20 protein-coding genes and 1 tRNA gene are annotated in these 22435 nt (G+C 63.1%); 14 read left to right on the forward strand and 7 right to left on the reverse strand.

The window, feature by feature from the left end; translation table 11 throughout:
- The 10 genes from ACZO3G_RS11485 to ACZO3G_RS11530 form a co-directional block, all read left to right on the forward strand.
- The coding region (locus tag ACZO3G_RS11485) for a hypothetical protein (protein ID WP_486847217.1) at nucleotides 1–192 on the forward strand (192 nt) is incomplete at its 5' end.
- Between the two features lie 278 nt (nucleotides 193–470).
- Nucleotides 471–547, forward strand: a tRNA-Arg gene (locus tag ACZO3G_RS11490).
- A 139-nt stretch (nucleotides 548–686) separates the two neighbouring features.
- A complete protein-coding gene (locus ACZO3G_RS11495; protein ID WP_276872376.1) occupies nucleotides 687–1031 on the forward strand; it encodes a TIGR04076 family protein in 345 nt (114 codons plus the stop codon).
- A 278-nt stretch (nucleotides 1032–1309) separates the two neighbouring features.
- Entirely contained in the window at nucleotides 1310–3835 is a 2526-nt protein-coding gene (locus ACZO3G_RS11500; RefSeq protein WP_276872378.1) for a glycyl radical protein, read from the forward strand.
- A 17-nt stretch (nucleotides 3836–3852) separates the two neighbouring features.
- Nucleotides 3853–4647, forward strand: a complete 795-nt coding sequence (locus ACZO3G_RS11505) for a glycyl-radical enzyme activating protein (protein ID WP_276872381.1) — start codon at nucleotides 3853–3855, stop codon at nucleotides 4645–4647.
- Between the two features lie 95 nt (nucleotides 4648–4742).
- The gene (locus tag ACZO3G_RS11510; RefSeq protein WP_101548155.1) at nucleotides 4743–5381 is read left to right on the forward strand and encodes a CatA-like O-acetyltransferase; all 639 of its coding nucleotides are present in this window, start codon (nucleotides 4743–4745) and stop codon (nucleotides 5379–5381) included.
- A 336-nt stretch (nucleotides 5382–5717) separates the two neighbouring features.
- Complete coding sequence (locus ACZO3G_RS11515) at nucleotides 5718–6401, forward strand: response regulator transcription factor (protein ID WP_101548152.1); 684 nt, start codon at nucleotides 5718–5720, stop codon at nucleotides 6399–6401.
- Complete coding sequence (locus ACZO3G_RS11520) at nucleotides 6398–7381, forward strand: HAMP domain-containing sensor histidine kinase (RefSeq protein WP_288284008.1); 984 nt, start codon at nucleotides 6398–6400, stop codon at nucleotides 7379–7381. The genes ACZO3G_RS11515 and ACZO3G_RS11520 overlap by 4 nt, the downstream gene beginning before the upstream one ends.
- A 268-nt stretch (nucleotides 7382–7649) precedes the next feature.
- Entirely contained in the window at nucleotides 7650–8723 is a 1074-nt protein-coding gene (locus ACZO3G_RS11525; RefSeq protein WP_288284007.1) for an acid shock protein, read from the forward strand.
- Nucleotides 8724–8867: 144 nt separating this feature from the next.
- Entirely contained in the window at nucleotides 8868–10055 is a 1188-nt protein-coding gene (locus ACZO3G_RS11530) for an LPXTG cell wall anchor domain-containing protein (RefSeq protein WP_308754369.1), read from the forward strand.
- Between the two features lie 92 nt (nucleotides 10056–10147).
- On the opposite strand, the gene ACZO3G_RS11535 is transcribed toward ACZO3G_RS11530, so the two are convergent.
- The 6 genes from ACZO3G_RS11535 to ACZO3G_RS11560 all read right to left on the reverse strand — a co-directional run bounded on the left by ACZO3G_RS11535 (nucleotide 10148) and on the right by ACZO3G_RS11560 (nucleotide 16871).
- Nucleotides 10148–10864: a response regulator transcription factor gene (locus tag ACZO3G_RS11535; protein WP_276872387.1), complete on the reverse strand. Its 717-nt coding sequence runs from the start codon at nucleotides 10862–10864 to the stop codon at nucleotides 10148–10150.
- A gap of 385 nt (nucleotides 10865–11249) precedes the next feature.
- The gene (locus ACZO3G_RS11540; protein WP_121587116.1) at nucleotides 11250–11771 is read right to left on the reverse strand and encodes a nitroreductase family protein; all 522 of its coding nucleotides are present in this window, start codon (nucleotides 11769–11771) and stop codon (nucleotides 11250–11252) included.
- 59 nt (nucleotides 11772–11830) lie between these two features.
- Nucleotides 11831–12364, reverse strand: coding sequence for a DUF5662 family protein (locus ACZO3G_RS11545; protein ID WP_101548140.1), 534 nt, complete (start codon nucleotides 12362–12364; stop codon nucleotides 11831–11833).
- Nucleotides 12361–12885 carry a GNAT family N-acetyltransferase gene (locus tag ACZO3G_RS11550; protein WP_276872390.1) on the reverse strand — a complete coding sequence of 175 codons (525 nt, stop codon included), beginning with the start codon at nucleotides 12883–12885 and terminating at the stop codon, nucleotides 12361–12363. Before ACZO3G_RS11550 ends, ACZO3G_RS11545 begins: the two co-directional genes overlap by 4 nt.
- A 90-nt stretch (nucleotides 12886–12975) precedes the next feature.
- Nucleotides 12976–13350, reverse strand: a complete 375-nt coding sequence (locus tag ACZO3G_RS11555) for a hypothetical protein (RefSeq protein ID WP_172439107.1) — start codon at nucleotides 13348–13350, stop codon at nucleotides 12976–12978.
- A 32-nt stretch (nucleotides 13351–13382) separates the two neighbouring features.
- Entirely contained in the window at nucleotides 13383–16871 is a 3489-nt protein-coding gene (locus ACZO3G_RS11560) for an EAL domain-containing protein (protein ID WP_486847221.1), read from the reverse strand.
- Nucleotides 16872–17124: 253 nt separating this feature from the next.
- Here ACZO3G_RS11560 and yedF point away from each other — a divergent pair, with 253 nt between their 5' ends.
- From yedF to ACZO3G_RS11575, 3 genes are all read left to right on the forward strand, one after another.
- Nucleotides 17125–17718: a sulfurtransferase-like selenium metabolism protein YedF gene (gene yedF, locus ACZO3G_RS11565; RefSeq protein WP_276872393.1), complete on the forward strand. Its 594-nt coding sequence runs from the start codon at nucleotides 17125–17127 to the stop codon at nucleotides 17716–17718.
- The gene (locus ACZO3G_RS11570; protein WP_101548128.1) at nucleotides 17718–17975 is read left to right on the forward strand and encodes a putative Se/S carrier protein; all 258 of its coding nucleotides are present in this window, start codon (nucleotides 17718–17720) and stop codon (nucleotides 17973–17975) included. Before yedF ends, ACZO3G_RS11570 begins: the two co-directional genes overlap by 1 nt.
- 142 nt (nucleotides 17976–18117) lie before the next feature.
- Nucleotides 18118–19371, forward strand: coding sequence for a cation:proton antiporter (locus tag ACZO3G_RS11575; protein WP_276872395.1), 1254 nt, complete (start codon nucleotides 18118–18120; stop codon nucleotides 19369–19371).
- Nucleotides 19372–19809: 438 nt separating this feature from the next.
- On the opposite strand, the gene ACZO3G_RS11580 is transcribed toward ACZO3G_RS11575, so the two are convergent.
- A complete protein-coding gene (locus ACZO3G_RS11580; protein ID WP_276872396.1) occupies nucleotides 19810–21408 on the reverse strand; it encodes an ABC-F family ATP-binding cassette domain-containing protein in 1599 nt (532 codons plus the stop codon).
- Between the two features lie 202 nt (nucleotides 21409–21610).
- On the opposite strand from ACZO3G_RS11580, the gene ACZO3G_RS11585 reads away from it, so the two are divergent.
- A complete protein-coding gene (locus ACZO3G_RS11585) occupies nucleotides 21611–22240 on the forward strand; it encodes a potassium channel family protein (protein ID WP_101548122.1) in 630 nt (209 codons plus the stop codon).
- The last annotated feature ends 195 nt before the right edge of the window (nucleotides 22241–22435 follow it).

Below are 22435 nucleotides of genomic sequence, written 5' to 3' on the forward strand. Positions count from 1 at the left end.
CTTCTCAAAGGTCCTCCCGGCAAAGTTTCCTTTGCTGGTTTCGCTTTTGTATCCGGAGATACTCAAATTCTTTTCAAGGGTGATTCCCCCAAAACTTCCGTTTCGGGTTCCTCGTTTCTCTTCTCTCGTTGTTCATTTTTCAAGGTGCTGTTTTCCCGCCGCAAGGGCGTTTCCCTCAAGCGGGACTTTTAGTTTAGCATGGAATGGACAAACTGTCAAGCGGATTTTTCTCGAAAATGACGGTTTTTTTACCACACACTTCTTTCCACAATTTCTCCACCGGCCCACGCCCGCGCCCCTCGTCGATTTTTCCACTTTTTCAACACGCGCATGTTGAAAACATTTTTTCTGGCAGTCTTTGCCGCCGGTTTCATTATTGCCCGAAATTCTTGAAAAAATCCATAAAAGAATTGCTTTTTTCAAGAATTGTTGGTATAATAATCGTCAGCGGCCCAAGCGGACCGCAATATGCGCCCGTAGCTCAGCTGGATAGAGCGTTAGACTCCGACTCTAAAGGCCGTGCGTTCGAATCGCATCGGGCGTACCACAAAAAACAGCCAGTCATTTGACTGGCTGTTTTTTGTAGTACCGCCTGCGGATGTCCTTCCCCTTCCGCGGGCGGCCGTGTTATGATACTATTATATAAAGTATCCCGCGCCCCAGAAAATTGACGGAGGTTTTACCCGATGAAAAAGGTGAAGATTACGGTGCTCAAAACGACCCTTGACAGGGAGCTCGCCGCCGAATACGGCGTCGAGGGACTGTCGGCCTGCCCGATGATGCGGGAGGGCCAGGTCTTCTACGCGGACTACGCAAAGCCGGAGGGCATGTGCGACGAGGCGTGGAAGGCGGTCTACCAGTATGCCTTCGCGCTGGCGCACGGTGCCGGGGAGGGGCTCTTCTACTACGGAGACTGGATCCGCAAGCCGGGCGTCGCCATCTGCAGCTGCAACGACGGGCTGCGGCCGGTCATCTTCAAGCTGGAGGCCACCGGGGAGGACTTGCGAATCGACTATGAGCCGGTCCGCTGAACCGCCCCGCGCGGCGCGCGCAGACACGGAACAGAAAAAACAGGCTCCCGGCCGTGGCCGGGAGCCTGTTTTTTCTGAGCTTTTGGCTGAAACGATGCGCATATTCGATCATTTTTGATCGCCAAAGCGAAAACACCCTGCCTCTGATCAAGATCGCCGCCGAAGATGGCGTTTACATGTGGCTTTTGATAAAATGTGAACTGGAAGAAAGCGCCGCTGCTCGCATCTGCGCAGCGGCAGACGATAGGCGAACCGACAGAAAGGACGGCATGGGGATTATGGGACGATTCTATGACGAAGACATCAAAAAAAGCCCGCGCATCGACCGGCTGATCAGCCACCTGTACGCGAAGATGCCGGTGATCGAGGCGGACCGGGCGGTCCTGCTGACCGAGAGCTACCGCGAAACGGAGGGGGAACCGGTCATCCTCCGGCGCGCCAAGGCGTTCCTCAAAATCTGCCGGGAGCTGCCGATCACCATCCGGCCGGAGGAGCTGATCGTCGGGAGCAACAGCATCGCCCCGCGCGGCTGCCAGGTCTTCCCCGAGTACTCGTGGGAATGGCTTGAAAAGGAGTTCGACACGGTGGAAAAACGCTCCGCCGACCCCTTTTACATCTCCGACGAGACCAAGCGGCGGCTGCGGGAGGTCCTGCCCTACTGGAAGGGCAGGACGACCAGCGAGCTGGCCACCTCCTACATGGCCCCCGAGACGCTCACCGCCATGAAGCACAACATCTTCACCCCCGGCAACTACTTCTACAACGGCATCGGGCACTTTACTGTCAAATACGAGGAGGTTCTGGAGATCGGCTTCGCGGGCATCCGCGACCGCGCGGCGGCTCAGCTCGCGGAATGCGGCCTCGGCGACCCCGACTACGCCTCCCGCGTCAGCTTCCTTGAGGCGGTCATTCTCAGCTGCGAGGCCGCGAGCGAATACGGCCGGCGCTATTCCGTCCTCGCGCGCGAGCTGGCCGGGCGGGAGACCGACCCGGCGCGGCGCGCCGAGCTCACGCGCATTTCGGAGGTCTGCGCGCGGGTGCCCGAACAGCCCGCGGCCTCCTTCTACGAGGCGTGCCAGTCCTTCTGGTTCGTACAGATGCTCCTCCAGACGGAATCCTCCGGGCATTCGATCTCGCCCGGACGGTTCGACCAGTACATCTATCCTTACTATAAGGCCGACCTCGACGCCGGGAAGATCACGCGGGAATCCGCTCAGGAGCTGCTCGACTGCATCTGGGTCAAGCTCAACGACCTCAACAAGGTCCGCGACAAGGATTCCGCCGAGGGCTTCGCCGGGTACAGCCTCTTCCAGAACCTCATTGCCGGCGGTCAGGACGCCGAGGGTAACGACGTCACCAACGACCTCTCCTTCATGTGCATCGAGGCGTCGATGCATGTGCGCCTGCCCGCGCCCTCCCTTTCGGTGCGGGTGTGGAACGGCACCCCCAACGAGTTCCTCATCAAGGCCGCCAAGCTCACCCGCACCGGCGTGGGCCTGCCCGCCTACTACAACGACGAGGTCATCATCCCCGCCCTCATGAGCCGGGGGCTCACCGTCGAGGACGCGCGCACCTACAACATCATCGGCTGCGTCGAGCCCCAGAAGGCGGGCAAGACGGACGGCTGGCACGACGCCGCCTTCTTCAACATGTGCCGCCCGCTCGAGCTCGTCTTCACGGGCGGCCGGGAGAGCGGCGAGCTGGTCGGCGTGGAGACGAAGCCGATCTCCGAGATGCGCTCCTTCGACGAGTTTTACGACGCCTACCGGCAGCAGATGGACTACTGCATCAGCCTGCTGGTCAACGCGGACAACGCCATCGACCGCGCCCACGCCGAACGCTGCCCGCTGCCCTTCCAGTCCTGCATGATCGACGACTGTATCGCGCGCGGCAAATCGCTCCAGGAGGGCGGCGCGGTCTACAACTTCACCGGGCCGCAGGGCTTCGGCATCGCGAACGTCACCGATTCGCTGCTCGCGGTGAAAAAGCTCGTCTTCGAGGACAAAAAGCTCACCCTCGAGGAGTACCGCGAGGCGCTCCGCAAAAACTTCGGCCGCGGTCTCGGGACCCGCGAGACGGAGGACCTTGTGGCCCAGGTGGCGGGCGGCATGGCCGCCGCCGGCCAGCCGGTGGGCGAGGCGGAGATCCGCGCGATCTGCGAGGCGGTCCGGAAGGACACGGTTTCCCCGGCGGAAAAGGCGAAGTACGACCAGCTGCTCGACTGGATCGACGAGCTGCCCAAATACGGCAACGACGTCCCCGGCGTGGACGCCTTCGCGCGCGAGGTGGCCTACCTCTACACCAAGCCGCTCCAGAACTACCGCAACCCGCGCGGCGGCATCTTCCAGGCGGGGCTCTACCCCGTCTCCGCCAACGTGCCCCTCGGCTCCCAGACGGGTGCCACCCCCGACGGCAGGCTCGCCAACACCCCGATCGCCGACGGCGTGGGCCCCGCCCAGGGGCGCGACACCCACGGCCCGACCGCGGCCTGCAACTCGGCGGCGCGGCTCGACCACATGATCGCCTCCAACGGCACCCTCTTCAACCAGAAGTTCCACCCCTCCGCCCTCAGCGGCATCGAGGGGCTCCAGAAGTTCGCCAGCCTCATCCGCGGCTACTTTGACCAGAAGGGCATGCACATGCAGTTCAACGTCGTCAGCCGCGAAACGCTGCTCGACGCACAGGCCCACCCCGAAAACTATAAGAGCCTCGTCGTCCGGGTGGCGGGCTACAGCGCCCTCTTCACCACCCTCTCCAAGTCGCTTCAGGACGACATCATCAGCCGGACCACCCACGGGTTTTAACGAAAGGAGGCGCCGATATGGACGCGGACTACCGCCGCCGGACCGGGCGCATCTTCGACATCCAGAAATATTCCATCCACGACGGCCCCGGTATCCGGACGATCGTCTTTCTCAAGGGCTGCGCCCTGCGCTGCCAGTGGTGCTGCAACCCCGAGTCCCAGTCGCATGAGATCGAGACGATGACCGTCGGCGGCAAGGCGAAGGTCATCGGCCGGGACGTTTCCGCCGAGGAGGTCATGGAGGAGGTCCTGCGGGACTGGCCCTATTTCCGCCGGTCGGAGGGGGGGCTCACCCTTTCGGGCGGGGAGTCGCTGCTCCAGCCGGAGTTCGCGGGGGCGCTCCTGCGCATCGCCAAGGAGTCGGGCGTCACCACCGCGCTGGAATCCACCGCCTTCGCGGATTTTGCGGTGATCGAGCGGGAGATCCTGCCCTGGCTCGACCTCTTCCTCATGGACGTCAAGCACGTGGACAGCGCCAAGCACCGGCGGTTCACCTCCCAGGGCAACGAGCGGATGCTTGAAAACGCCCGGCGGATCGCCGCGGCGGGACAGGCGCTGATCATCCGTGTGCCGGTCGTCCCCACCTTCAACGACACGCCCGCCGAGATCGCGGCGATCGCGCGGTTCGCCTCCTCGCTGCCCGGGGTCACGCGGCTGCACCTGCTGCCCTACCACCGGCTCGGCCAGGACAAGTACGAGCGGCTCGGCAGGCGCTACCTGCTGCCCGATCTGCTGCCCCCGCCGCAGGAACGGATGGAGCTGCTCGCCGAGACCGCCCGCGCCGCCGGCCTGACGGTGCAGATCGGCGGCTAGGCCGTGAACCGGATTCCCGGGTAGCCAAGCGCCTCCTCCTGTGGTAAAATCGAAAGGGAACCCAACGACACGCAGGGATTTTGAAGGAGGCGCGCATGTTTCACCCGATCGAGCTCGACCGCTGGGAGCGGAAGGACACCTTCCAAAACTTTATGGACCTCGACTGCAGCTACAGCGTGACGCAGGACCTCTGCGTCACCCCCTTCCACGCCCACGTCCGGGCGCGCGGGCTGCGGTTTTACCCGGCCTTTTCCTGGGCCGTGCTGTATGCGGTCAACCGCCACAGGGAATTCCGAATGGGGCTGGACGGTGAGGGGCGGCCCGGCTATTATGACGAGATCCACGCGGAATACACTGTTCTGGACCGGCGCACCGGGAATATGGACAGCCTCAACACCGCCTACCGCGCGGCTTTTTCGGAATTCTACGCCGCGATGGCCGCCGACCTTGAGCGCTTCGAGCATGACGGGACCCGCACCGTGAGCCGGGAAAATTCCGTCCTGCTCTCCTGCGTCCCGTGGTTCACCTACACGGGGCTCTCCTTCCACATGAAATCGAACCTCTCCTTCCTGCGGCCGATGTTCGTGTGGGGAAGGTACCGGAGGCAGGGGGAGGAGCTGCTGATGCCCTTCACCATTCAGGCCCACCACGCGGCCGCGGACGGATACCACTGCCACCTGCTCTTCGCGGACCTCGAACGGGTCCTGCGCGAGCCGGAAAATTATCTGAAATAGGTTTCCGGGAAAGGGCCGGGGCCCCGCGAACGCGGGGCCCCGGCCCTCGGCGTATCCGGAGACCCGCCGGCCAGCGGGAAACGTCCCGCCGGCGGCGGCTTCCTTGTTTTTTTCGGCCGTCGGGCGCCCTGTCCGGCGGCCGGTTTTTGTTGACTAAAATCCTGCATATTGTAAACGGAAACCCGCTTATTCGCATCAAATGTCAACTCAATGTAAACGCACGAAAGGAATAATTTAACATAAGAAGAACGTTCTGTAATATTTCTTTCCAATCCCTTCCATGTCCTTTACAATCGCACTTTTTCTGCTATATTGGATTTCTGGGAGGGTGCGCGGATGGCAACAATTTTGATAGTTGACGACGACCGGAAAATATGCAGGCTCGAAGACATCTACCTGCGCAGCGAGGGGTTCGACACCCTCGTCGCGCGGGACGGGTTCGAGGCGCTTTCGATCATCGGCCAGAAGCGGGTCGACCTCATCGTGGCCGACATCCTCATGCCCAATCTCGACGGGCAGGGCCTCCTGCGCGCCCTGCGCGAGCACTACATCGCCACGCCGGTGCTCATGATGACCTCCAAGTCCGCCTTCGAGGACAAAAAGCGCCTCTTTGAGTGCGGGGCGGACGACTATATGGTCAAGCCGGTCGACCTCGAGGAGCTCGTCCTGCGCATCCGCGCGATCCTGCGGCGCTACAACATCAGCAACGCGCGCCAGCTGCGCATCGGGGACACCATCCTCGACTATTCCAGCCTCGAGGTGCGCGCCCCCGGCGGAACCCTCACCCTGCCGCAGAAGGAATTTTACCTGCTCTTCCTGCTGCTCTCCTACCCCGGCCGCATCTTCACGCGGCAGGAGCTGATGGACGAGCTGTGGGGAACGGATACCAACACCAGCCCCCGCACGGTGGACGTCCACATCAACCGGCTGCGCAGCCGGTTCGCCGGACGGGAGGATTTTGAAATCTCCACCATCCGGGGGCTGGGATACAAAGGCGTCATAAAGGCGGCGGTGAGATGAAGCGCGTCGGTTGGAAGACCCTGCTGCTCCCCGGGGCGCTGACGGCCTTCTTTGGTGCGATCGCCGGCCTTCTGGCCGGGCACGGGGAGGACTGCCACCCGGCATGGACCTTCCTGGCGGGCGCCCTGCTCTCCGGGTGCGCCATGCTGGGCTGCTATCTGGCGGGGGTCCGCCGCCCGGCGACGCTCCTGAGCGACGCGGCGCAGCGCATCCTCGCGGGGGACCTCTCCGCGCGGGCGAAGGCGCCCGGCTTTCCAGCCGACCGGGAGCTGGTGCGGCTGACCGAAGAGTTTAACGAGATCGCCCACAGGCTGGAGGAAGGCGTCTCCTGCGGACAGGATACTCTGCCGGTGCTCTTCCACGAGCTCAAGGCGCCGCTGGCGACGATCGGCGGCTACGCGCGGCTGCTCGAAAAAAACCTCCACCCCGAACAGAACCGGGAATTCGCGCGGATCATCCACGGCGAGGTCGAGGAGATGGCGGGGCTGGCCGACAGCCTGCTTCTGCTCTCCCGCCTGGACGCCGGGCGCCCGGAGCAGCCCCCGGAGACGGTCGACGTCGCCGAGCAGGTGCGCCGTGCGTTCACCGCGCGCGAGCCCCGCTGGCGGGAAAAGGAGCTTACGCTCGCCCTCTCGCTCGGAGACGCGAAGGCGCGTGGCTACGGCCCGCTGCTCGCGCACGTGTGGGGCAACCTCGTGGACAACGCGGTCAAGTATTCCCCCGCGGGCGGGACGATCGAAGCGTCGCTGTGCGAGCGGGAGGGCCGCGTCCGGTTCGTCATCCGGAACGGGGGCGCGCCCATTCTGCCCGCCGACCTGCCCCGCGTTTTCGAGCCCTTTTATCGCGCGGGCAACGGCGGCGGGGAGTCCGGACACGGGGTCGGGTTGGCGCTGGCACGCCGCATCGTGGCGCTGCACGGGGGCGAGATCACCGTGGAAAGCGGCGAAACGGAGGGCACCGCCTTCACCGTGACGCTGTGAGGGATTTTCTCCACAAAGTTGATACAAATTTATCACACAATCTCCATAATTCCATCACCGTTTGTGCATATTTATTGTTATTTTCTGTACCAAACGCCAAAATTTTAGGCCCGTTTGGTGCAATTTACAAAAATAGTTACAAAACGGTTACAAAGCCAATTGATTCCTTCTCACGGCGCAGGCTATAATTTGACTGTCAGGTAAGGCTGGAGAGGCGACCCTGAAAAAACAAAATCAAAAGATCACGAATTTAGGAGGAGATTTACCGATGAAAAAGTTACTGGCGGTCGTTCTGGCTGCTGCGATCGTGCTTTCCCTCGGTGTGGTTTCTTTCGCTGCTTCCAATGATGCGAAGCCGAAGGCGACCGTTACCACTTATATCAAGGCGACTGATACCGAGACCACGACGACCGTTCCGATTATCGCTGACTACGATACCGCGAACGAGGTTACCGATCTCGTAAAGCCCGGCTCGACCGTCTATGTCAAGGTCAGCAATGGCCTCGAGGACAAGGACAACTTCAAAGTGAAGTTTGACAAGGGCGACGACAACCCGAAGATGATCAAGAAGATCTCCATTGCTGAGAAGTCCATTCTTGGTAATCCGCGTAACACTGTCATCAAAGTCGAACTGAACGACAACACGACTGATTCCGAGTACAAGGTTTCTCCGTCCGTCACCTTCACCGCGAAGGATAAAGACGTTCCTTCCGGCGCTGATAAGTTCCAGGCTGGCGACAAGATCACTGTCGAGCTCAAGTTCTGGATCGGCAACGTTGAAGAAGGCGCGGATCAGGATTACATGGCCGGCGATGACGGCGTGGTCCTGAAGCCCACCAAGAACGAAGACAACGAGATCAACTGGGAAGATGAGAACAACACCATCGCGACCCTGAAATTTGTTGGCGACGACGACGGCAAGTACTTCTATCCGAAGCTCTCCACCAAGTGGGAAGATGCGGACTATGCGGAGTATTTCGCTGACCAGGACGCGTTCATCTTCAACTTCACCGGCGCTAACGGCGGCAACACCAAAATTGCTTCCACCAGCCGTGCGACCCTCGAGCTCTACAACCCGTACTATGATTCCGACGAGGACGATCTGAGGGTTGAGCCGGAGAACGTCGTGATCTACATGGTCGGTGATGACGGTTCCATCAACGATGTTACCGCTTCCTTCAAGGCTATTGAGACTGACGATGGCGACTATGTCTTCCAGACCAAGACCCGTGAGCTTGGCGTCTACATCATCGCTGAGAAAGCCTACGCCACCGACGCCGGTGATGTCGAGGCTCCTGCCGAGGACGGCAAAGCGATTCCGGACACCGGCATCTGGGCCTAATTTTTAGAACCTAGCCAATTGAACGAACGGGTGACTCTCCACACCCGTTCGTTCCTCCATTTGAAGGCTTTAAGAGCGTTGGAGGACGCCCTTTGGCGATAGAGAGAAAACTGATCAAAACTATTCTAAGGAGGAAATTTACCAATGAAAAAGATTCTTGCATTGGTGCTGGCGCTTGCGACCGTGTTGAGCCTTTCGGCGGTTGCATTCGCTGATAGCAAAGTTTATCCGACGACTGCGCTTAACGATGACGGTGAAAAGTATGACAATGTTGTCACCATCGGTGGTGGTAAGATCGTCAGTGATGCGATTGCCCCTGATACGACTTTTTATGTCCCGGTCGGCGGCAATGAAGAGGACACCATCACGCTTGATGATGGCAAACAGGTCCAAATCAAGTACTTGGTTGACAAAGACTTCTTTAAGTTCTCCCCTGACAAGGATACCAACGGGAAGCTTGTTAAGAGCATCACCTTGGTGACCGATAAGGGCTTCGATGGATTTTATCGCAACGCTTACATCAAATTTGTGCTGGCGGACATCACCGATACCGATGAGCACAAGACCGATGGCACCATCGAGTTCAAAGCGAAAAAGACTGCTGCTGATGACAAAGATGTCAAAGACAAAACTAAGAACACCTATGAAAAGGATAGCAAGCTGGTTTGGGACTACAAACTGTGGGTCACCAATGAGGCTGTTGGCAACGACGATAACCCGGACGTTGGCGACCGCGTCTACATGGATCCCGATAAGAACGAAACCAACACCCTGGTCTGGGGCGACGACCGCGCGGCCCTCAAGTTCGATTCCGACGACGACGCGCGCAAGTTCTATGCGCGTCTGTCCACCTCGAACATGAGCGACATCTATGCCGAGTACGGCGATCCCGCCGACGCCGACCTGTGGTTCTATGACTTTGTTGGCCATCCGACCGTTCCCGCGACCTCCAAGGCGACCCTGACCCTCGGCATTCCGTGGGATGATGACGACGACTACACCCCCGATCCGGAAAACTGCTTCATCTATGAAGTGGATGCCGACGGCTATCTGGTCGACGTCACCTCCAAGTTCTCCTACTCCGAGGACGACGAGGAGATTCCGGGCTGGTCCATCCGCACCCGTCAGCTGGGCACCTACATCGTCTCCGACACCGAGCTCGATGTGACCGTTGACGAGCCGGAGACCTCCGAGCCCGCCGATGTTGAGACCCCGAACTCCGGCAAAGACATCCCGAACACCGGTTCCAGCGACATGGTCAACGTGGCTCTCGTAGCCGCCGTTGTTTCCCTGGCTGCTGCTGGCGCTGTTGCGTTCCGCAAAGTGAAATAATCTGATCTCTCAGGTTCTTCACGCCAAAGCAAACTGAAAACCCCGCGGCTGCCTCCACAGCCGCGGGGTTTTTGTTTTGCCGTGCCGAATCTTTACGCGGGGCGCTCCTGCGCGGCGCTCCAGAGGAACTTGTAGCCCACGCCGCGCACCGTGATGATATGCTTGCCGAACCATCCGAGCTTGGCGCGCAGCGATTTGATGTGGCTGTCCACCGTGCGCTCGTCCCCCGCGTAGCCGGAATCCCAAGCGCGGTTTAATATCTGCATGCGGGAGAGCGCCAGGTTGGGGTTGCGCGCCAGATAGTAGAGCAGGTCGAATTCCCGCGGCGAAAGGGCCACCGTCTTTCCGTCGAGCTCGACGACGTGTTCCGCGAGGCTCAGGCGCAGTCCGTCGAAGCGCAGCTCCTTGGGCGGAAGCGCGTGCACCCGCTTGAGCAGCGCCTTGACGTGCGCGATGATGAGCGGATCGCTCGCGGGGCGGTGCAGGCAGTCGTCCGCGCCGTTCTCGAGCATTTCCAGCTCGGCGTGCTCGTCGCCCCCCTCGACCACCACGAGCACGGGCAGGTCGGTGGACGCCCGCAGCAGCTTGAGCTGCGCGACCCGGTCCCCCCGGTAGCCGGTGGTGTCGAAGACCAGCAGGCTGATCTTCTGGGCCTCCAGCTGGGCCAGCGCCTGCGCCACGCCGACGGCCGTCGCCACCTGCCAGCCCTCGTCGAAGATGCGCTGGGTCAGGCGGACCCGGTACTGCCGGAGGGTCTCGGTATAGCGCGGGTTCCCCTCGTCCATGACCAGTAAAATCAATGGTATCATGCTGGGCCTCCCTTCACGAAAAAAACAAAAATTCCCGGTCGAATCTCCATCAATCCATTACATAAGCTGCACAGAGCGCCTGTATAATAAAAGCAACCTGTAGTGGGACGGAGTGCCAGCCTGTCCTTTATGGGTCTCCTCCCGAGCGCCCCGTACCTTGGGGTTCTCGGAAAATCAGTTTTAACAGCAAAGACTCTCCAACAAAAACGCCGCCTGTAAGGGCGGCGTTTTTGTCTTCGCCGCGGAAATATTTTCCTTGGCGTTATTTTATCATTTGGAGTTCAACCCTCTGTTTGCTGGCGGGCCGGGAATATGAATTTTTCGTGAACGAAAGCGGGTTCCGTGCGGCGCTGCCGCACGGAACCCGTTCTTTTGGAAGCTCCGCCTATTTCCCGTAGCCGTTGAACCACGCGCGCTCCCCGAAGGGCTGCTTTTTCGCGGCAGGGGTCTCCCCTGCGGGAATCCCGACCGGCAGGTAGACCGCGACAGTCATGTCGTCCGGCACGCCGAGCAGGCGGCCCATCTCGCGGTCGGGGCCGCCGCGGATCTGCCCCTCGATCCACACCGAGGCGTAGCCCTTCGCGGTGATCGCCAGCAGGATGTTTTCCGCCGCCGCCGAATAGTCGTGCACATGGTAGGACACCCCGCTCGGCGAGGGGGTCTCCCTGGTGACGAGCAGGATCGCGGCGGGTGCGGTCAGCGCCCAGCTTTTCCCGTAGATCTCCGCGAGCTTTTTCACCAGCGCGGGGTCGTCGACGCCGATCAGGCGCGTCGTCTGCAGGTTGCAGCCCGACGGGGCGAGCGCCCCCGCCTCCAGCAGCTCCCGCAGATCCTCCCGCGGGATGGGCGTGGGCGCGAACGGCCCCCGGTAACTCCTGCGGGCCCGGATCGCTTCCATCAGTTCCATAGCCTTACCTCCTTCTCTTCCATGGGGCGGTCTGCCCCTTCCAATCGTGTGCGCGCCCGCTACCGGCGCCCCAGGACCTCCCGGCGGATGTAGGCGAAGGTGCGGTCCTCCCCCTCCTCCGCGAGCATCCCGAGCAGGCGTTCGAGCAGCGCGCGGGTGTTGGGGTGGATCAGGTAGTGGTCCCGGCTGGCCAGGTAGTAGTCCAGCGGGTCGCCGTCCCGGTACGCCTTGCCCCGGTAGGTCTTGCTGGCCGCGACCCGGTCGCAGAACATCTCCGCCACATAGTTGACCGGCATCTCCATGCCCGTCATCCGGTGGCCCGGGCCGGGATCGTAATCGATCCAGTATTCGAGGTGGTGCTTGTTGCGGCCCTTGTGGTGCAGCCATGCCGCGCTGTAGCCGCGCTCCTTCCGCTCGATCTCGTTGGGGCTGCGGTCCCCCTGGTAGTATTTTGCCCCGGCGGAAAACTCCACCGGCGAATATTTGGAGAGGTCGTGCAGCAGCCCCTGCCGGTAGAGCCCCACCCGGAAGCAGTGCTTCATCACCAGGAGCTTGTGGTGGTTGATTGTGCGCAGGTGGGAAAGCCATTTCATCCGCGCGCACCCCCGCCGCCGGGAAGCTCCCACCAGACGGAGCCGGGCAGCTCCCGGAAGCGGGAAAACCCGCACCGTCCAAGCACCCGCTGGGAGGCGGCGTTGTCCGGCTCCGTCTCGGCGGTCACCCGGTTTACCCCCGGCCGGGAGAGCGCCCAGCCGCAGAGCGCCTCCGCCGCCTCGGTCATATAACCGCGGCCCCGGTGGGCCTCCCCCAGCCCGTAGCCGAGTTCGACCGTGCCGGTCCCGTCGGGCGGCGCCTTGAAGTCCGCCGAGCCGACCACCACCCGGTCTTCCCGGCGCACCACCAGCCAGAAGGTGTGCCACAGCCAGTTGCACCCGTCCCGCCGGACGGCCTCCAGCTGCCCGCGCACGATCCCCCGGAGGGGCTCCTCCGTCATCGGCTCACCCTCGTAGACGCACCCGAGCGCCCGTTCAAGGGCGGGCACGTCCTCCGTCCACTGCTCCAGCTGCTCCGCGCGCAGCGGCAGCAGCAAAAGCCGCCCGGTCTCCAGTTGCAAAGCGCACCGCTTCCTTTCCTGTGGGTTCCCCTAGAGTATAGCACAAACCGGGGCGGCGGGCAAAGCCCGCCGCCCCGGTTTTCCCGTCTTCTATCCGGCCGCGCTCCATGCCCGCGCGAGCCGGTCGAACCGTTCCGCCATCACCCTGTGGTAGGGGCAGGAGGCCCCGCAGACGGCGCGCGCCCGGTCGACCCGGAAGATCACCGCGCGTGCCCCGTCAGGCCCCGCCGCCGGCCGCGCAGGCCCTTCCGCGAGGAAAAAATCCCCCGGCGCAAGGTTTGCGCACGCATCTTTGCCCGCCGCGCCGCCCTCGAGCAGGACGCCCGCGTGCGGGCGGCTCTCCCCCGGCGGCAGCAGCGGCTCCCCGGGCGGGCACGCCCGCTCCCGCGCGCCGATGCAGCCGAGCAGGTGGCGGGTCTCCTCCCCGGAAAAACCCGCAAAAAGCGGCGTCTCCGTGATCTCCAACGGGCGTTCCCCCTCTCTTTCACACCGGACGGTCACTCCATCCAGCGCTCTTCAAATTCATCGATCGGCATCGGCCTGGCGAAATAGTAGCCCTGCGCCATGTCGCAGCCCACCGCGCGCAGAAACTCGACGTCCTGCGCCGTCTCGACCCCCTCGCAGATGACCCGGAAGTTGAGGTCGACCGCCATCGAGATCATATGCCGCACCAGCGTGCGGTTGCGCTCGTTGAAGCCCCGGCCCTGCAAAAAGCCCTTGTCGAGCTTGAGGATGTTCGCCGGGATGGAGGGCAGCACGTTGAGGGAGGAATACCCCGCGCCGAAATCGTCGATCGACACGCCGAAACCCATCTCCATCAGCTTTTCCAGCAGGGAGCGCACCCGCCCCGCGTTCTGGAAGAGGGCGGTCTCGGTGAGCTCGAACTCGATCATCGCGGGCTCGATCCCCCACCGCCGGGTGAGCTCGAGGATCTTTTCCGCCTGGTTGGGGCTGTCCCCGTGGATGCGGGAGATGTTGACCGACAGCGGCACCAGCCGCTTGCCCGCGGCCTTCCACACGCTCATCCGCTCGAGCACCCGGTCGAGCACGTAGAGGTCGATGCGGGTGACGAAGCCGTTGCGTTCGAAGAAGGGGATGAACTCGTCGGGCGGGATGATGCTCCCGTCCTGCCGCCGCCAGCGCACCAGCGCCTCCGCGCCGACCATCCGCCCGTCCCGCAGGGCCACCTTGGGCTGGAGATAGACGACGAACTCCCGGTTTTCCAGCGCGTACTCCATCCGGTTGGCCATCTGCGCCTCGGCGGAGAGGCGGCGCTTCATCCCCTCCTCGAAGATCGCGCAGCCCCCCTTGTGGAAGCCCTTGATGCTTTTGCGCGCGATGTTGGCGTTGTCGATCGCCTCCACGAGGTCCCCCTGCGTGAGCGAGAGGGGGCAGACCCCCGACGCGACCATGACGTTGCTGCCCGGCAGCTTCTCCCGGACGCCGGCGTTGAACTCCTGGTCGATGCGGGAGATGTGCTTTTCGAGCTGGTCGAGCGACTCGTACCGGGTGAGGGAGATAAAGCTGTCGTTGCCCAGGCGGGCGGAGCAGACCGCGCCGCCCCGCTCGGTGATCGCGCGGGCAAAGTCGCGCAGCACCTCGTCGCCGGTGGTGAAGCCGTAGGCGTCGTTGATGTATTTGAAGTTGACGATGTCGGAATAGATGATGGCGCACCGGGACCGCGGGGAGGCCGCCAGATAGGCGGCGGCGCGCTCCTTGAAGCTGCCCAGCGAGAGCAGCCCGGTGAGCTCGTCGAAGTTGAGGGCGCGGTCGAGCCGGTACTGCGCCTCGGCGGCGGTGCGCCGCTTGAGGATGTAGGGGGGGACCGCCCGCGCGAACCCCAGCGTGAGCGCGATCTCCTGCCGGGTCCAGTCGTGCCTGCCGCCGCGGTCGCAGACGACCACGCAGCCGCTGAACGCCCCCTCGTCGTAAATGCCGCACTGGAGCAGCGCGCAGCGCCGGTCCGGGCGCACGCAGCCCGGCAGCATGGCCCCGTCCGGCTCTGTGTAGACCCCCTCCTCGAACCGCTGGAGGTAGCCGGGCCACTGGGAGAAGGAGAAAGCCTCCTCCGAGCTGATCGGCACCCGCCCGGTCCCCCGCTTCCACAGGTAGGTGGCCTGCAGGCGGTCCCCCTTGGGGGTGCGTTCCAGGATGCCCACGTCGGCGGCGCGGCAGTATTCCCCGATGCGGTCGAGCATCAGGTAGATCGCGCTGTCGATGTCCTTGCTGGAGCTCAGGATGCGCGGAAAGAGGTCGAGCATGCTCTCCATCTCGCCGTCCTGCCAGCGTACCTCGGGGCGGTCCATCTCGTAGAGGTTGAGCAGGCTCTCCTCCCCGTCCGCGCCGCGGCCGTCCGGCTCATAGGCCTCGGCGCGGTCCTTGCCGTGCCTTTTGGCGCGGTAGAGCGCGCGGTCCGCCTTGCGGAAGAGCTCCACGTAATGATCGCCGCACCGGGGGCAGTCCGCGACGCCGACGCTCGCCGTAATTTGCAGGTCGGTGAACTCGCCCGCGTAGATGCGCGAGACGCGCGCGACCAGCTCGCCGGCGATCCGCTCCCCCTCCGCGCGGGAGGCGCCCGGCAGGAACACGACGAATTCGTCCCCGCCGATCCGCCCGAGGATGTCCCCCGGACGCACCGTCTCCCGCATCGCCTTGGCGATATTGGTAAGCAGGACGTCCCCGAAGAGGTGCCCGAGGCGGTCGTTGACCGCCTTGAAATTGTCGATGTCCACCACGAAGAGGCTGCCGGCCCGCACGGGCGGGTCCTGCTCGAACCGCTCGTCGATCAGGCGCTGGACGACCGAGCGGTTGTAAAGCCCCGTCATCGGGTCGCGCTCGGCGGCATCCCGCAGGCGCAGGCGCTCCCGCTTTTCCCGGTCGATGTCCGCCGTGCGCCCGACCGTCCGCGCCGGGCGGCCGTCGGCGCCGCAGAGGGTGACCCCCTCCGCCCGGTGCCAGCGGTATTCCCCGCCGCCCGGCTGCCGCGCCCGGAACTCAAAGAGGATGTGCGGCTTTCCCTCCCGCAGCTCCCTTCGGAACTGCTCCAGCCGGGGGAGGTCCTCCGGGTGGACCGTGCCCTGCGCGTAGGCGCTGTCCGAAAACCCGGGCGTGCGCATCTGGTCGACCAGCACGCTGCGCACGCTGTAGGGAACGATCGCCTCGTCCTCCGCGGCGTTATACTCCCACAGCACCCCGTCGGACATCTGCGCCACCGCCTGGTAGCGCTCGTTTTCCAGCTCGAGCTTTTGCTCGAGCTGCCGTTTTTCCTCGTTGTCCAGGATCACGCACTGGATGACCGGCACGCCCTCCTCGGTGCTGCCGATCATCTTTCCGTAGGCGACCCTCCAGCGCCAGCTCCCGTCCTTCTGGCGGACGCGGTAGTCCGCCACCCCGGTCTGCCGGGTCCCGATCATCTCCCGGACCGCCGTTTCAAAGACGGCTTCGTCGTCCGGGTGCATCAGGCGGATGAAGAGGTCCCCCGCGAGCGCCCGGTACTCCTGGCGGGTGTAGCCGTTCAGGCGGTAGAACCCGTCGTTCGCGTAGAGGATGCGCCAGTCTTCACCGAATGAAAGCTGCACGACCCCGCCGGGGATCGTGTTGGTGATGTTCTCCAGGCGGGTCCTGGCGACCACCAGCTCGGTGACGTCGAGGAAGAGGCATTCGAGCCTCCGCTCCCCCTCCAGCTCCGCCAGGCCGCCGTTGAGGTAGAGCCACAGCTCGGTGCCGTCCGCGCGCTGGTAGCGGAACTCGGCCTCTCCCCGGCCCGGATTGTCCGGCTGCTCCCGCATCGCGCAGATCTGTCCGTACAACTGTGGGGACGCCGTTTTCAGCGAGCCCCCGCAGGAGGTCTCGAGATACTCCCGCGGGAATCCCGCCATATCAAAAAAGCCCTCGTCGGCATAGCGCACCGTCGTCCCGCCCGCAAGGGATAGGACGCACCTGCACAGCCGGCTGCTGCACCGTTTTTCAAGTTTCCCCTGAGCCATCTGTCAACGCCCTCTCTCGCGGGGTCCGTCATGGCGATCCGCGCATCCGGATCGCTCCGTCTGAAAATCCCTATTAAGTCAGTATAGCACATTTACCGAATCCTGCCAATTACATTTTCGACAAGAACTCCCTTTCCTGCGGGGAGCTTCGGCGGTTTTCCGCCCCGCCGGGCGCCTTGCGCGGCTTGAAAAATTCCCGCCGGCGGGGTACAATAGGAACAGAATCTGAACGAACGGACAGGAGGTCTTTATCATGGGTATTCTGGTGGACGCGAAGGGCAAGCTCTGCCCCATTCCGGTGGTGCTGGCAAAAAAGGAGATCGACGGGGGCGCGGCGGAATTTACCGTCGAGGCTGATAACGCGACGGCAGTGGAGAATCTCCAGCGGCTGGCGGACAGCCAGGGCTACCGCACCACAGTGCAGAGCGCGGACGGTGTCTTTTCGATCGACTTCACCAAGGCCCCCTGCGAGCAGGCCGGCGCGGACGCGCGGGACGCCGGACCCGCGGACCGCTCGTGGGCGGTCTTCGTCGGCCGGGAGACGGTGGGCGAGGGCGACCCCGAGTTGGGCGGCTCGCTCATGAAGATGTTTTTCTACACCCTCTCCCAGTCGGACGACCTGCCGGAGGCGGTGCTCTTCATGAACGGCGGGGTCAAGCTGCCCACCCTCAACGACCAGGTCGCCGGGCACCTGTGCGAGCTTGCCGGCAAAGGCGTGGACGTTCTCGTCTGCGGGACCTGCCTCAACTTCTACGGGATCGCCGACAAGCTCCAGGTCGGGACCGTGAGCAACATGTACGACATCGTCGAGCGGATGAAGCGCGCCGGAAAGGTCGTCTCCCTCTGATGGACTGCTGCGTGATCGTCTTTTCCTCCACGCACAGCGCGATGCGCGCGGAAAAGCATCTCACGGGGCGGTTCCCCGTCACGGTGATGCCCACGCCGCGCGCCGTCTCCGCCTCCTGCGGCATCTCGCTGCGCTTCCCGCCCGGGGACGCGGCGGGCGTGCGCGCGGCGATGGAGGAGCTTCCCGGCGAGCGCGGCTGCTGGGAGATCTACCGGCTGGCGCCCGATGGGAAGGCCGACCCAATCGTGCCCGCATAATCAAAACGATTGTTCATGTTCCCCATAAGGGACCGGGACAATCGTTTTTATTTTTGTGTAAACTGTTGCATTCGGCTGCGGTTTGCGCTACAATGGGTCTACCAAAAAACAGGGGCATCCCTGCGCAAAAGGGGGGCTTTCCATGCTCGAACGGGTGGAACAGGTCAGCACCGCCGCCGAGATCGTTCTCTCGCTGGCGCTCATGCTGTTCGCGGGCTTTTTTGTCACGCGTCTTACCAAACGGCTGCGATTGCCCAACGTCACCGGCTACATCCTCGCGGGCATCCTGATCGGCCCCTGGGCGCTCCGGCTGATCCCGGTCTCCGTCATCCGGCACATGGACTTCGTCAACGACGTGGCGCTCGCCTTCATCGCCTTCGGCGTGGGGCGCTACTTCAAGCTCTCCGCCCTCAAAAAGAGCGGGGCCAAGGTCATTGCCATCACCCTCGCGGAATCGCTCGTCGCGGCCGCCGCCGTCACCCTCACGATGATCTTTATCTTCCGCCTGCCGGTGCCCTTCTCGCTGCTGCTCGGCGCGATCGGCTGCGCCACAGCGCCCGCCTCCACCATCATGACCATCCGGCAGTACCATGCGAAGGGGCCGTTCGTCAACATCATCCTCCAGGTGGTCGCGCTCGACGACGCCGTCTCCCTCATCGCCTTCAGCGTCTGCACCGTCGTCGTGCAGAACCTCAACGACAGCCGCGCCATGGACTTCGGCCTCGTGCTGCGCCCGCTCTTCCTCAACCTCGCGGCGCTCGCGGTGGGCGTCCTGGGCGGCTGGCTCCTCAGCCGGCTCATCACCGAGGGCCGCTCGCAGGACCACCGGCTGGTGCTCGTCGTGGCGATCATCCTCGGCGTGTCGGGGGTGTGCACCCTCTTCGACGTCTCCCCGCTGCTCTCCTGCATGGCCTGCGGCACCGCCTACTGCAACATCAGCGGCAGCAAAAAGCTCTTTAAGCAGCTCAACGCCTTCGCGCCGCCCGTGCTGCTCCTCTTCTTTGTGCTCTCGGGCATGCGGCTCAACGTGCCCGCGCTGGCGGGCGCGGGCATCATCGGCGTGGGCTACTTCATCGTGCGCATCGCGGGCAAATACGCGGGCGCCTTCCTCGGCGCGGCGGCGGCCAAATGCGACGCCGCCACCCGCAACTATCTCGGCCTCGCGCTCATCCCGCAGGCCGGGGTATCGATCGGCCTCGCCGTGCTCGGCCAGCGGATGCTCCCGCCCGAGATGGGCACCCTGCTCTCGACCATCATCCTCTCCTCCGCGGTGCTCTATGAGATGATCGGCCCCGCCTCCGCCAAAGTCTCGATGGTTCTCGCGGGCGTGATCTCCAAAAAGCCCGATCCCTCCGCCGCAGAACCCGTCGTCGAGCCCAACTCGCCCACGGATTAGAAGTTCCGGACGAGCGTTACGGCTTTCTTGTAAGGCTTTCTTGAAAGAAAGCCTTGGCAAAGAACTTTTATCAGGCTGGCCGCCGCCCCACGCCGTAGACGCTGTCCGTGTTCAATGCTTAAACCTTTCGCCCGCCTTTTCAAAAAGGCGGCGGGTGAGAAAAGCCCCGGCGTTCCTGGCGGAACGCCGGGGCTTTTCGAGGGCGGGGCCCTTCGGCGAACGCTTCTCTGCGCCGCTTTCTTCACGAAAGAAAGCGGCGCGCGGGGTGGGCTTGCCCGCGCGAAGCGCGGGAGCGGGCCGCCGCGAGGCGGCGGAACCGCCCGCCGTCCCATGGGGACGGCGCAAGCCCGCCCCGCGCCCGCGCCTTCCTCCGCGCGAAACCCCCCGGGACCGCCGATGGCGGCCCCGGGGGCGTCTGTGTCCGGCTTTGCGGCGGGTTCAGCCCTGCGCGGCCTTCCACTCGCGGTATTCGTCGTAGGAGCCCATCCGGTCGGTGATCGTGCCGTCCATGTGGATCTCGATGATCCGGTTGGCGATCGTCTCGATGAACTGGTGGTCCTGCGAGGTAAAGAGCAGGTTTCCGGGATAGTCGGCGAGTCCGTTGTTGACCGCCGTGATCGACTCGAGGTCGAGGTGGTTGGTGGGCTGGTCGAGCAGCAGGACGTTCGCGCCGGTGAGCATCATGCGGGAGAGCATGCAGCGCACTTTTTCGCCGCCCGACAGCACCTTGACGGGCTTGTAGACGTCGTCGCCCGAAAAGAGCATCCGCCCGAGGAAGCCGCGCATGAAGGTCTCCTTGTCGTCGGGGGAGAACTGCGCGAACCACTGGAGCATATTGAGGTCGCATCCGTCAAAGAAGGCGGAGTTGTCCTTGGGGAAATAGGCCTGCGAGGTGGTCTGGCCCCATTTGAAGCTGCCCTCGTCCGGCTCGAGCTCCTCCATCAGGATGCGCAGCAGGGCGGTCTGGCCCTGCTCATTTTCCCCGACAAAGGCGATCTTGTCCCCTTTGTTGACGACAAAGCTCACCCGGTCGAGCACCTTGACCCCGTCGATCGTCTTGGAGAGGTCCCTCACCTCGAGGATATCCTTGCCCGCCTCGCGGTCGGGCTTGAAGTTGACCCACGGGTAACGGCGGGAGGAGGCGGGCATCTCGTCGACGGTCAGCTTGTCGAGCAGCTTGCGGCGGGAGGTGGCCTGCTTGGATTTGGATTTGTTGGCCGAGAACCGCTGGATGAAGCTCTGCAAATCCTTGATCTGGTCCTCGCGGCGCTTGTTCTGGTCCTTCATGATCTGCTGCATCAGCTTGCTCGACTCATACCAGAAATCGTAGTTGCCCACATACATCCGCACCTTGTTGAAATCGATGTCGACGATGTGGGTGCAGACGGTATTGAGGAAGTGCCGGTCATGCGACACGACGATCAGTGTGCCGGGGAAATCGAGCAGGAAATCCTCCAGCCAGTCGATCGATTTGATGTCGAGGTTGTTGGTGGGCTCGTCGAGCAGGAGGATGTCCGGCTGGCCGAAGAGCGCCTGCGCGAGCAGGACCTTGACCTTGTCGCCGCCCTTTAATTCCTCCATGGGCAGGCCGTACATGTCGGGCGAAATGCCCAGGCCCGACAGGATGCGGCCGGAATCGGTCTCGGCGTCCCAGCCGTTCATCTCGGCGAACTCCCCCTCGAGCTCGGCGGCGCGCGCGCCGTCCTCCTCCGAGAAATCGGGCTTCTCATAGAGGGCGTCCTTCTCCTTCATGACCTCATAGAGGTGGGCGTTGCCCATAATCACGGTATCGATGACCGGATACTGGTCATACTGAAATTGATCCTGCTTGAGCACCGACATGCGGCAGCCCTTCTGGATGGCAATCTCGCCGGTGGTCGGCTCGAGCTCCCCCGAAAGGATGCGCAGGAAAGTGGATTTGCCGGCGCCGTTCGCGCCGATGATGCCGTAGCAGTTGCCCGGCAGAAACTTGAGGTCCGCGTTCGCAAAGAGCTTGGTCCCGCCGAACGTCAGGCTGACATTGCTGACTGTAATCATCTGAAACCACCTAACAAATCTTACAAAAATATTGTCTGTTGTTTGTCACCTGTTCAGTATAGCATGGTTTCCCGATTCGTCAACCGTTCCCGCCCGTTTTTCCCGGATTTTCGGGGCATTCGGCCGCTTTCCCTTTCCTTCCGGTGCGAAAAGGTGTATACTGGCCTTACCATCACTCTGAGCGGCAAAGGAGCGTTCCTTTATGAATATTCTGATCGTCGGATGCGGCAAGGTCGGGTCGCAGCTCTCCAACGTGCTTTCCCGCATGGGCCACGACGTCGCGGTCATTGACCAGAATCCCGCGCATTTTTCCTCCCTCGCGGACGACTTTTCCGGTTACAACGTCACCGGCGTGCCCATCGACCAGGACGTTTTGCGGCGCGGCGGCATCGAAAACTGCGACGCGCTTGCCGCCGTCACCGACGACGACAATATGAACGTCATGGTCTGCCAGCTCGCGAGCGAAATTTTTAAAGTTCCCCGCGTGCTTGCGCGCGTCTACGACCCCCGGCGCGGCAACGTCTTCTCCCACTTCGGGCTGCACACCGTCTGCCCCACCAACATCTCGGTTGACGCGATCTATTCGATGCTCACCGGCCGCGACCAGGTCAAGAACGTCTATCTCGACTCCGCGACCGTCTCCTTCGATGCGGACGAACCCGACGCCAAGGAGATCGGGCTTACCCTCGGCGAGCTCGTCCTGCGCAACAACGCCAAGCAGGGGCTTTTCGGCCTGCTGCACGCCGACGGCAACCTCACCCTCGCGCACCCGAATTCCAACGAGGAGGTCGGTCCCGACGACCGCCTCCTCTATGCCAAAGTGATCGATTAATTTTGCCGCTCGGGGAGCGGAGGAGTATGTCGGTGGTCGGCCGACGGCGGTCCTTAGACTTACCGCTCATCGAGCGGCGGAGGTTGTCGGTAGACGACCGACAGCGAGTTCCTTTCTTGCTTGCCCAAGAAAGGAACCAAAGAAGGGCACGAGGGGCTTAGGCGGCCTGCCCGGGCTGCGCCCGGAGCGCGCTAC

This window comes from Anaerotruncus sp. (assembly GCF_057433415.1).